We start from the raw sequence: 11014 nt of genomic DNA, 5'->3' as shown, positions 1-11014 counted from the left end.
GGTCCCATTCCGAACCCGGAAGCTAAGCCTGCCAGCGCCGATGGTACTGCACTCGACAGGGTGTGGGAGAGTAGGACACCGCCGGAACATCCTTTTGTGATAGGGGACCCAGACTCTGGGTCCCCTATCCGCATTTGAGCACCCGATGGTGCTCCGGCGAACTCGCCGTGCCCGCGCCCCACCCCAGGTGCGTGATTCAATTTGTGGGGATACAGACTTCTCGCGGAACAAAGAAAGGGAGCACCGTGCCGGAACAAAACGACGATCGGAAGCCCTTCCGGCGCGGCACTCCCGATTCCGGGTCCGGCCGGCGAGGCGACAGCCAGGACGCGGGCCGCCGCGGTGGGGGATTCAACCGTCGTGGTGACTCCGGGGAACGCGGCGGCTACGGCCGGCGCGGTGATTCGGGCGGTTACGGTGCACGGGAGGGTTCGTCCGACCGGGGCACTTTCCAGCGCCGCGACAATTCCGGCGGGTCCGATCGTCGCGGCGACAGCGGCGGTTACGACAAGCGCGGTGGCGAGCGCGGTGGATTCGGACGCCGGGATTCCGGCGACCGGCCCGGTGACACGGGTGGTCTTCGTCGCGGCGGTGACGCGCCCAGGCGCGGGAGTTTTCAGCGGCGGGACGAGCCCACTGGCCGTGGCGCCGCCGGTCGAGGCGGCCAGGGAGACCGCGGTGGCCCCAAGCGGTACGAGGATTCCGGCGAGCGCGGCGGCTTCAAACGCCGGAGTGATTCCGAAGAGCGGCGCGATGAATCGCGGGGTGGTTTTCGCCAGGGCGGCGATTCCGGTAGTCGCGGCGGATTCCGTCGTGGTGATTCCCCGCGCGGTGGATCCGACCGTCGCCGTGACGATTTCGGCGATCGAGGTGATGCCCGCCGCGGCGAAACGGGCGAGCGGGGTGCGTTCAAGCGGCGCGGCGACTACGAGGAGCGCGGCGACGCCGGACGGCGTGGTGAGTCCGGTTTCCAGCGCCGTGACGACGATCGCGGTCGCCAAGGACCGGACCGGGAAGGCCGGCGCGACGGGGGCCGCGAGGCATCGGCACCGCGTGGCGAGGCGCCGCAGGAACGCCGCCGGGGCGGCGAAGGTGCCCGTGCCGGCGGAGGCCGTTCGCTCGACCGCCGCCCGCCGCGCCCGGAAGAACCCGATCTGCCGGATGAGGTGCAAGCGACCGATCTGGACTCGGCAGTGCGGCGGGATCTGCTCAGCTTGGACAAAGGCAATGCGGAGACGGTCGCCCGGCACCTGGTGATGGCGGCGCGTCTCCTCGATGACGATCCCGGGCTTGCTCTCGCGCATGCCAGGGCGGCGCGGCAGCGCGCCGGGCGGATCGCGGTCGTGCGCGAGACCGCGGGAGTGGTGGCCTACCACGCCGGTGAATGGGCGGAGGCCCTGTCGGAGTTGCGTACCGCGCGCCGGATGTCCGGCGGCTCGGGGCTGCTCGCCGTCATGGCCGACTGCGAGCGCGGCCTGGGGCGTCCCGAGCGCGCGATCGAGCTCGGTCGCAGTGACGAGGCGCGCGCCCTGCGCGGTGACGATGCCGCCGAACTGCGCATCGTCGTGGCGGGCGCGCGCATGGACCTGGGTCAGTACGACCAGGCCGTCGTGACCCTGCAGACCTCCGATCTCGACCCGTCTCGGACGGGCTCGGCCGCGGCCCGCCTCTTCTACGCCTACGCCGACGCCCTGGTCGCCGCCGGCCGAACCGACGAGGGCCTCACCTGGTTCCTGAACGCCGCCTCCGCCGACCTGGACGCGGAGACGGACGCCGAAGAACGCGCCGCCGAACTCACGGGCGACACCGACATCTGAACCTGCGATCGCGGCCGCGGAGGCGGGCTACCCTCCGCGGCCCGTCATGGCGGATCGCGGGCGGCGCGGTCTCGACTGGAGAAACCGGATGCCGTGCGCGCAGGCCCTTTCGTGGCTTATGCGCAACCCGAGACGCGACCGCTGACTTGCGGTATTCGGAAGCTGTGGTGCCCATGCTGTGCCGGTCCCGCGAGGTCGTCGCCGCGACTCGGCCTGGTCGAGGCGGATCATGGGCCGTCCGAATGTGCCCTCTGTCGGCCGCGGAGACCGTTCCTGCGGCGAGACGGCGATGAGCAGCGCGAATGCCCCCTTCGACCTTTCCCGGCCGCCTCTGGTCGCCGGGCCGCGACGACCCGCTCCCTCTGTCGCGATCGTCACCGGAAGAACACTGCGCATGCGGACCTCAATCGTTCGGGGTGTGCAGCCTGTCGACGTCGCGCGGAGGCGATTTCGACTGCGCGACCTCACCCCGTGTCCGGGTCGCTCCCGGTGATACCGAGTCCGAGCGAATTGCCCGGCGGACGCGGACGTATCGAGGACGAGGCCGCTGGTCGGAAACCGCCGCCGGGGTATGTGATCCGACGTCACGGGAGTGGCTGACGCCACGTCTTTCCGGTCCGCTCGCTGGCGTAGTGTCGGTGTCTCGGACTCGGCGGACGGAGGTCCGCCGGTGATGCGTCGGCGCGGCGCCGATCGGTGACACGGAGTGAGAGTGGTGTGAAGCGACTACGAGAGCGCTACCGAGCCCTGCTGCTGGATCTGGACGGCACGTTGTATCGCGGTCACGCGGTGATCGAAGGGGCGCCGGAAGCACTGGTGGCGGACGGGCAGGCGGACCAGCGGCTGGTGTACGTCACCAACAACGCCAGCCGCGGACCGCAGGTGGTGGCCGCGCATCTGTCCGAACTCGGGTTTCCCGCGTCCACCGACGACGTGGTGACCAGCGCCCAGGCAGCGGCGCGGCTGCTGGCCGAGCGGCTCGACCCCGGTGCGCACGTGCTGGTGGTCGGCACCGACGACCTGGCCGCCGAGGTGGACGGCGTCGGACTGCGGCCGATCCGGCGCTTCGACGGGGACGCGCCCGCCGCTGTGGTGCAAGGACATTCACCCCACACTTCTTGGCCGGACCTCGCCGAAGCCGCCTACGCTCTGCGTGCGGACGCGCTGTGGATTGCGGCCAACACCGACCGGACCCTGCCGAACGAACGCGGCCTCGCGCCCGGTAACGGTGCGATGGTCGCGGCGTTGCGCGCCGCCTCCGATCGGGAGCCGATCGTCGCGGGCAAACCGTATGCGCCGCTGCTGGAGGACGCGCTCGTGCGGGCCGGTTCCCGCTCCGCTCTGGTGGTGGGCGACCGCCTCGACACCGATATCGAGGGCGCCAACCGTGTCGGTCTGGACTCGTTGCTTGTGCTCACCGGTGTCAGCACGCTGGACGAACTGCGGAAAGCCCCGGACGGGCAGATCCCGACATATGTCGCCGACTCGCTCGACGCCCTCAACCACGCGGTCGTTGCCGCCGAGCCGGAAACCGATCTCGGTGCAATGCTTCAGCGCAACCCGGGGCGAGCTGTGACGGTCCGCGCGGCCGATTCGGAAATCCGATAGCGTTGACGCCACGATGACTACTCCAACGCCTCGTCCGCACGGCCCCGGTACGGGCGCCGGTGCACCGGGTCCCCGCCCAGGGGCCCCACTGCCCGGTCAGCACCTGCCGGGTGCGCAAGGGCGCCCGGAGCCTGCCGATCCGGATCGAATCCGCGGCGAGGTCGACAGCCTGCTCGCCGAACTCGACTTCCCCGGCCGAAGCGGAGTCGCGACCGACAGCGCCGAAGCCGGAGTCGACATCACCCGTCGCGCTCGCATCCTGGAGCAGGCACATGACGTGCTGGTACAGGCCTTGGCCACGGTGGACAAGATCTGAGGTGGCCAGACGCGCGCGGGTGGACGCCGAACTGGTTCGCCGCGGGTTGGCGAGATCGCGAGAACACGCGGTCGAGCTGATCGGCGCGGGCCGCGTCCTGATAGCTGGAACGGTCGCGGTGAAGCCGGCGACCGCCGTCGAGACGGGCACCCCGCTGGTGGTCCGCGACGAGCCCGACGAGGTGTCGTGGGCCTCGCGCGGTGCGCACAAACTGCTCGGGGCGCTGGAGCGGTTCGAACAGGACGGGTTGTCCGTAGCGGGTAAGCGCTGTCTGGACGCGGGCGCCTCGACCGGCGGTTTCACCGACGTGCTGCTGGCACGGGAAGCGCGGGAGGTCGTCGCGGTCGACGTCGGCTACGGCCAGCTGGTCTGGCGCCTGCGCAACGACGAGCGGGTCCGGGTGTTCGATCGGACCAACGTGCGCAACCTGACGCCCGAAACCATCGGCGGCACGGTCGAAATGGTGGTGGGCGACCTGTCGTTCATCTCGCTGAGCCTGGTGCTGCCCGCGCTGGCCGCGTGCGCCGCGCCGGGCGCCGACCTGCTGCCCATGGTGAAACCGCAGTTCGAAGTCGGCAAGGAGCGGGTCGGTTCGGGCGGTGTGGTGCGTGATCCCGCGTTGCGCGCCGAGGCGGTGCGCACGGTGGCGGCCGCGGCCGCGGAACTGGGCATGCGTACCGCCGGTGTCGTGGCGAGCCCGCTGCCGGGCCCGTCCGGCAATGTCGAATACTTCTTGTGGTTGCGTAACGACGGGCCGTTCGAATACGACGGTGAGCAGGTCGCTGCGTTGGTCGAGCGTGCGGTTGAGGAGGGTCCACAGTGAACACTCTGGCCCAGCCCTGCGGCCGGGAGATCTTGCTGGTGTCGCATCCCGGTCGCGCGGAGATCATCGAAACCGCCCACCGGGTGGCGAAGATCTTCGCGGACGCGGGCATCTGCCTGCGTGTACTCGCCGACGAAGCGGACAGCACGCGGTTCGAGTCCGAGCCGGGCGGTTTTCCGGTGCGCGTGGTCGAGCACAGCGCGGAGGCGGCGGTCGGCTGCGAGATGGTGCTCGTGCTCGGCGGCGACGGTACGTTCCTGCGTGCCGCCGAGTTGGCGCGCCCGGCCGGGGTGCCGGTGCTCGGGATCAATCTCGGCCGCATCGGTTTTCTCACCGAGGCCGAGGCCGAGCACTTGGACGAGGCGCTCGCGCAGGTGGTCCGACGTGATTACACGATCGAGCACCGGATGACCATCGACGTCACCGTGCGGATCGAGGACGAGGTCGTCGATAGCGGATGGGCGCTGAACGAGGCCAGCATCGAAAACGCTTCGCGCATGGGGGTTCTGGAAGTGGTGCTGGAAGTCGACGGCCGCCCGGTCTCGTCGTTCGGCTGTGACGGCATCCTCATCTCCACACCGACCGGATCGACCGCCTACGCTTTCTCCGCGGGCGGCCCGGTGGTGTGGCCGGAACTGGAAGCGTTGCTGGTGATTCCGAGCAATGCCCATGCCCTGTTCGCGCGACCGCTGGTGACCAGCCCGGATTCCCGGATCGCGGTCGAGTCCGTGGCGACCGGACACGATGCGATAGTTTTCCTGGACGGCAGGCGCACGCTCGCACTGCCCAGCGGTGGACGGGTCGAAGCGGTTCGCGGCGCACAACCGGTGCGCTGGGTGCGGCTGGACTCCGCACCGTTCGCCGACCGGATGGTGCGTAAGTTCCAATTGCCCGTGACAGGCTGGCGTGGCCGACGGCGAACGGAGAGCACAAGTGCTGACAGAGATCAGGATTGACGGGCTTGGCGTCATTTCCACGGCGACCGCGCAGTTCCACGCGGGATTGACCTGCCTGACCGGCGAGACCGGCGCGGGCAAGACGATGGTGGTGACCAGCCTGCATCTGCTCAGCGGTGCGCGCGCGGACGCGGGCCGCGTCCGGCTCGGCGCGTCCCGTGCCGTGGTCGAGGGCCGGTTCACCATCGACGACGTCAACGAAGCCGCCTGCGCGGAGGTCGCGCAGGTACTGGAGGCGGCCGCGGCCGAGCAGGACGACGACGGCAGCGTCATCGCGATCCGCACGGTGGGCAGCGACGGTCGCTCGCGTGCGCATCTCGGTGGCCGCGGCGTCCCGGCCTCGGTGCTGGCCGATTTCACCGCGCCCCTGCTGACCGTGCACGGGCAGAACGATCAGCTGCGTTTGCAGCGCCCCGACCAGCAGTTGTCGGCACTGGACCAGTTCGCGGGCGACGCGGTGGGTCCGCTGCTGCGGAAATACCAGGTGCTGCGCCGATCGTGGCTCGACGCCCGCACCGAACTGCTCGAACGGACCGCTCGCAGCCGGGAACTGGCGCTCGAGGCCGAGCGACTCGAGCACTCGTTGAACGAAATCGACGCCGTCGCGCCGGAACCCGGCGAAGACGTGCGCATCGTCGACGAGGTGCGCAGGCTCAGCGATCTGGACTCGCTGCGGGAGGCGGCGGCCACCGCGCACGGCGCGCTGTCCGGGCCCGCCGACGCGCCCGAGGACGGTTCCGGCGCGCTGGAGGCGCTCGGCGCCGCGCGCGCCCGCATCGAAGCCGCCGACGATCCGGCGCTGGTCGCGCTCGCGCCGCGCCTGGCCGATGCCATCGCCGTGGTGGTCGACGTGACCACCGAGCTGAGCGGGTATCTCTCGGACCTGCCTTCGGATCCGGGTGCGCTGGATTCGCTGCTCACCCGCCAGGCGGAATTGAAGACACTGACCCGGAAGTACGCGCCGGACATCGATGGCGTACTGGCTTGGGCGCAGGAGGCGCGTACCCGGCTCGGCTCGCTGGACGTTTCCGAGGAGGCGCTGGCCAAGCTGGCCGCCGAGGTGGACACCGCCGCGGAACGGGTGCGGGAGGCGGCGAAGAAGCTGAGCGCCGCGCGGACCAAGGCGGCGGGCAAGCTCGCGACCGCGGTGAGTGCCGAGCTGGGTGGTCTCGCCATGGGCAAGGCGCGTCTGGAGGTCGAGGTGCGGCCGATGCTCGCGGGCGCGCAGGACTCGGCGCCGCTCACCGTCGACGGCAAGGAATTGCACGCGGGGTCCACTGGCGTCGATGAGGCAGAGTTCCGGCTGGCCGCGCATTCGGGCGCGCAGTCGTTGCCGTTGAGCAAGAGCGCGTCCGGCGGTGAGCTGTCCCGGGTGATGCTGGCGCTGGAGGTGGTGCTCGCTGGGTCCGAGCATGGAGCGACCATGGTGTTCGACGAGGTCGACGCGGGCGTCGGCGGGCGAGCCGCGGTGGAGATCGGCCGCAGGCTGGCCCGGCTGGCACGTACCCACCAGGTGATCGTGGTGACCCATCTGCCGCAGGTGGCGGCGTTCGCCGACACCCACCTGGTGGTCGACAAATCCGACGACGGCAAGGGCACTGTCAACAGTGGCGTCCGTGCGCTCACAAACGACGAGCGGGTGGTGGAGCTGGCGCGCATGCTGGCCGGTCTCGACGACACCGAGACCGGCCGGGCACACGCGGAGGAACTGCTGGCGACGGCGCGCGCCGAGAAAGCGGGCGCCGAGGCGGCCACGCGCTGAGCGCGCGGGTCAGCGCACCGCTTTCTGCGCGCCCTTGATGAACTGGCCGATCAGGTTCTTCAAACCGAACTCGAGCACCTTGGCCGGCACCGGAAGCGACGGATCGGACTCCATCGTGTAGGAGACGAGAGTGCCGTTGTCGGCGTCGGCGAAGGTGACGATGCCGATGTGCCGCTTCACCGGCGCGCCCTTGACGATCTTGTACTCCATTCGCTCACCTGGAACGAGCTTGGTGATCTCCTCCGTGACACCGACCGGGCCGAGGCCGATGAGGTGCTGCGCGCCGACGCCCTCCCGCTCGGTCAGGCCGGGTTTGACCAGCTTGACCTGCACCGGAACGTAGGGGCTGATGCTCTCGCGGTCGGCGAAGAGCCGGTACACGACCTCACGCGGGGCGGCGATGACGGCGTCGACGGTGGTGCTGGCCATAAATTCTCCTCTTCCAGTTACGTGTGACGGGCAGCATATAGCTACAGCGGGCGCGGCTCGGTGATCGTGTCGTCCGCATCACAATCGGCGGCGAGCCGTTCGGGTGGCCGGTGTTCCGCGCGGCTGCCGCGCGGGTGTGAAGTCTCGGAGTCGATGCGCGGTGACGACGAGCGTCGAACGCGTAACCGGTCCGATCTACTGGTGACCTCCGTGAAATATCTAGTCATGGATGCGGATCTCGGTTGCCGGACCCGAGGATGGCCCAGAGGCGATGGGAGTCCGCTGCAGTAAAAGGGTTGTGTATCAGGAATTTTCGCGGCGGATGTAGATATCGAGGGAATCTATGTCCGTAATGTCCGTTTAGTAACCTACTATTGAAGTCAGTAACTGACCGGCGGCTGAATTCCGCTGAACATGGGAAGCGCCGAGGCAAAGGGGCCATCATGCGCAGTGTTCTTACGGTGACGATCGCGACGCAGGAAGCGGGTCGCCGCGGCCCGGCGACCGGAGGTGGCCGGGAAAGGTCGAAGAAGGGGGCATTCGCCCTGCTCCTCGCCGGTCTCGCCGCGGGAACGGTCGCCGCGGCGGGCGGCGCTGCCGCGGAGTCCTTGTCGAGCTCCGATCACTCAGGGCGTTCGGGTTCGCACGGCGACTCGACGGGGTGGCACAAGATCGATCCGTTCGGATACCGGCACTCCGACCCGAATCCGCTCCGGCAGAACGAGCATCAGCATGCCCTGCGTGAGTATCACCGGCAGAACATGCCGCGACCCGACGAAAGTGGTGCGAGCGACGGCTCTGGCGAAACGGCCTGGTCTCGCGCCCAACCCGGACGGCAGTGGCTGGACTGTGTGCCGTCCGCGGGCGAAGTGGTGCTGACCGGTGATCCAGGCGCGAACTCCGTCGCAGCGATGGGCGCCGTGAGTCCTCGCGTGCTGTCGAAGTCGCTCCGCACCGGATCGCTTCCGGTGATGAGTAGCGAGATATTCGCTATGTATTGGAAGCGCACTTGTGCCGCGCCGTCGGTGTGACTCGAAGCGGCATTCGCAAATTGATTGCTGAGTGAGTCGATCGTGGGGGATTGCTTGATGGTAGACCTTCGGCAGAAATCGCTGCCTCACTACACAAAAGCAGGGATTACTCGGTGAACCGAGTGAAGGCGGTGTTGTCGGCGAATGGGATTGCCAATACATAGCGTGATAGCGAACGGGCCTGTGTGAGACGGCGCGCCTCCACCAATGGTTAAGGGTTTGCGGTCATCATCGCTGCATGAAGATGCCGGCGCTGTTGTCGAGAAACACCGAAACGCTTCCTGGTCTGATCGGGACGGCCCGGGTGGATCGCAACACCCGGCGGCTGCTCGGCCGGATCGGGCCGGGCGACATCGTCGTCCTCGACGAGATGGACCTCGATCGGATGACCGCCGACCGGCTGGTCGAGGCACGCGTCGGCGCGGTGATCAATACCTCGCCGTCCATCTCCGGCCGTTACCCCAACCTGGGCCCCGAGGCGCTCGTGTCCCACGGGATCCTGCTGCTGGACACGGTGAGTTCGGATGCGTTCAAGCGGATCAAAGACGGTGTCAAGGTCCGCGTCGATGGTGGCGTGGTCTACGCCGATCGGCTGATCAAGAAGGAACCCGAGGTGCTCGTCGAGGGCATCGAGCTCACCGGGCCTGCCATCGCGGAGCGGATGATCGAGGCGCGCAACGGTCTGGCCGATCACCTCGAGGCCTTCGCGGGCAACACCATCGAATTCATCCGGACCGAGAGCGCGCTGCTCATCGACGGGTTCGGCGTCCCGGAACTGGATCTGGTGATGAAGCAACGGCACGTGGTGGTCGTCGCCGACGGCCCGGACCACGCGGAGGACCTGCAACGGCTCAAGCCGTTCATCAAGGAATACGCCCCTATCCTGATCGGGGTGGGGCGCGGCGCGGACACCCTGCGCAGGCGTGGATACCGGCCCGACGTCATCGTGGGCGATCCGGAGGAGATCACCACCGCGACGATGAAGTGCGGCGCCGAGGTGATCCTGCCCGCCGACACCGATGGCCACGCCAAGGGGCTCGAACGCATCCAGGACCTCGGCATCGGCGCGACGACCTTCCCGTCCTCCGGTTCACCCGCCGATCTGGCGCTGCTGCTGGCCGAGCATCACGAAGCCGCGCTGATCGTCACCGCGGGAGCGCCCGCCTCGCTCGACGACTTCTTCGACCGGGGCCGCCGCGACAGCAATCCGGCCACCTTCCTGACTCGGCTGAAGGTGGGCACGAAGCTGATGGACGCCAAGGCGGTGGCCACCTTGTACCGCAACCGCGTGTCCGGAGTCGCCATCGCGCTGGTGGTGCTCGCCGCGCTGGTCGCGGTGATCGTCGTGTTGCTGGCGTCCAACAGCGGCGGCGACGTCCTGGACTGGGGTGTGGACAACTGGAACCGCTTCGCGCGGTGGGCGCAGGGGCAAGTCGGAGCTCGAGAATTCTGAGGAGAACGATGATTTCGATGCGCCAGCACGCCATCTCGATCGTCGCGATCTTTCTCGCGCTCGCGATCGGTGTGGTGCTCGGATCCCAGACGCTCGCGGCCGATCTGCTGTCGGGCTTGCGTGCGGACAAGGCCGACCTGCGGCAGCAGGTCGATGCACTGACCGAGCGGAACCGCCTGCTCGACGAGCAGACCGCGGCCGCCGACCGGTTCATCGCCGGTTCGTCGGGCCGCATTCTCGGCGGTGCGCTGGCCGACCGCAGTGTCGTCGTGTTCACGACCCCGGACGCCGATCCCGGGGACGTCGACGCGGTGACCAGAGCGCTCGCGGCCGCGGGCGCGGGCGTCACGGGACGGATCGCGTTCACCGAGGCGTTCGCCGACGGCAGCGAAGGCGATCGGATGCGCACGGCCGTCACGAACGTCATCCCGGCCGGGGCGCAGCTGCGTACCGGCGCGGTGGACCAGGGCAGTATGGCCGGTGATCTGCTCGGCCTGGTGCTGCTGCTCGATCCGGCCAACGGGCAAACCCGGAGCACCCCGGAGGAACTCGGGCTGGTTCTGGAGACCCTGCGCGGCGGCGGCTTCCTCGCCTACGGCGACACACCGGTGCGGCCCGCGCAGCTCGCGGTCGTGATCACCGGCGATGGCGCCGCCGCGGCCCAGGACGGCGCTGGCTCGAATACCGCGCGCTTCGCGGGCGCTCTGCGCGGCCGGGGTGCGGGAGTGGTGCTCGCCGGTCGCGCGGGCGCTGAGGGCTGTCCGGGGAAGTGCGGGGAAGGGCGCGGGGAAGTCGAGCAGTCGGGACTGGGGTCGTGGG

9 protein-coding genes, 1 rRNA gene and 1 pseudogene are annotated in these 11014 nt (G+C 69.2%); 10 read left to right on the top strand and 1 reads right to left on the bottom strand.

What is annotated here, in order from left to right; all coding sequences use genetic code 11:
* From rrf to recN, 7 genes and pseudogenes are all read left to right on the top strand, one after another.
* A 5S ribosomal RNA gene (gene rrf / locus ACWEH3_RS34880) occupies window positions 1–87 on the top strand; the annotation flags it as partial.
* Window positions 88–740: 653 nt separating this feature from the next.
* A pseudogene (locus ACWEH3_RS34875) lies at window positions 741–1817 on the top strand (hypothetical protein); the annotation flags it as partial.
* Between the two features lie 717 nt (window positions 1818–2534).
* Window positions 2535–3425 carry an HAD-IIA family hydrolase gene (locus tag ACWEH3_RS34870; protein WP_450026187.1) on the top strand — a complete coding sequence of 297 codons (891 nt, stop codon included), beginning with the start codon at window positions 2535–2537 and terminating at the stop codon, window positions 3423–3425.
* A gap of 13 nt (window positions 3426–3438) precedes the next feature.
* A complete protein-coding gene (locus ACWEH3_RS34865; protein WP_355080718.1) occupies window positions 3439–3741 on the top strand; it encodes a hypothetical protein in 303 nt (100 codons plus the stop codon).
* Between the two features lies 1 nt (window position 3742).
* A complete protein-coding gene (locus ACWEH3_RS34860) occupies window positions 3743–4564 on the top strand; it encodes a TlyA family RNA methyltransferase (protein WP_450026189.1) in 822 nt (273 codons plus the stop codon).
* Window positions 4561–5520 (top strand): NAD kinase, encoded by a 960-nt coding sequence (locus ACWEH3_RS34855; protein ID WP_450026191.1) that lies wholly within the window; start codon window positions 4561–4563, stop codon window positions 5518–5520. Before ACWEH3_RS34860 ends, ACWEH3_RS34855 begins: the two co-directional genes overlap by 4 nt.
* On the top strand, window positions 5498–7282 hold the full coding sequence (gene recN / locus ACWEH3_RS34850; protein ID WP_450026193.1) for a DNA repair protein RecN: 1785 nt from the start codon (window positions 5498–5500) through the stop codon (window positions 7280–7282). Before ACWEH3_RS34855 ends, recN begins: the two co-directional genes overlap by 23 nt.
* A 9-nt stretch (window positions 7283–7291) precedes the next feature.
* Here the strand turns inward: recN and ACWEH3_RS34845 are convergent, their stop codons facing one another.
* Window positions 7292–7711, bottom strand: a complete 420-nt coding sequence (locus tag ACWEH3_RS34845) for an SRPBCC family protein (protein WP_450026195.1) — start codon at window positions 7709–7711, stop codon at window positions 7292–7294.
* 443 nt (window positions 7712–8154) lie between these two features.
* Between ACWEH3_RS34845 and ACWEH3_RS34840 the strand changes: the two genes are divergently transcribed.
* The 3 genes from ACWEH3_RS34840 to ACWEH3_RS34830 form a co-directional block, all read left to right on the top strand.
* The gene (locus tag ACWEH3_RS34840) at window positions 8155–8742 is read left to right on the top strand and encodes a hypothetical protein (protein ID WP_450026197.1); all 588 of its coding nucleotides are present in this window, start codon (window positions 8155–8157) and stop codon (window positions 8740–8742) included.
* A 238-nt stretch (window positions 8743–8980) separates the two neighbouring features.
* Window positions 8981–10195 carry a putative cytokinetic ring protein SteA gene (gene steA / locus ACWEH3_RS34835; RefSeq protein ID WP_450026199.1) on the top strand — a complete coding sequence of 405 codons (1215 nt, stop codon included), beginning with the start codon at window positions 8981–8983 and terminating at the stop codon, window positions 10193–10195.
* 8 nt (window positions 10196–10203) lie between these two features.
* Window positions 10204–11014, top strand: an 811-nt coding sequence (locus ACWEH3_RS34830; protein WP_452358484.1) for a copper transporter, incomplete at its 3' end; no start/stop codon positions are given.

The sequence above is a fragment of the Nocardia sp. NPDC004718 genome (genome assembly GCF_053601535.1).
Note: the sequence above shows the minus strand (reverse complement) of the source record. Positions and strands in the feature narration are given on the sequence as shown.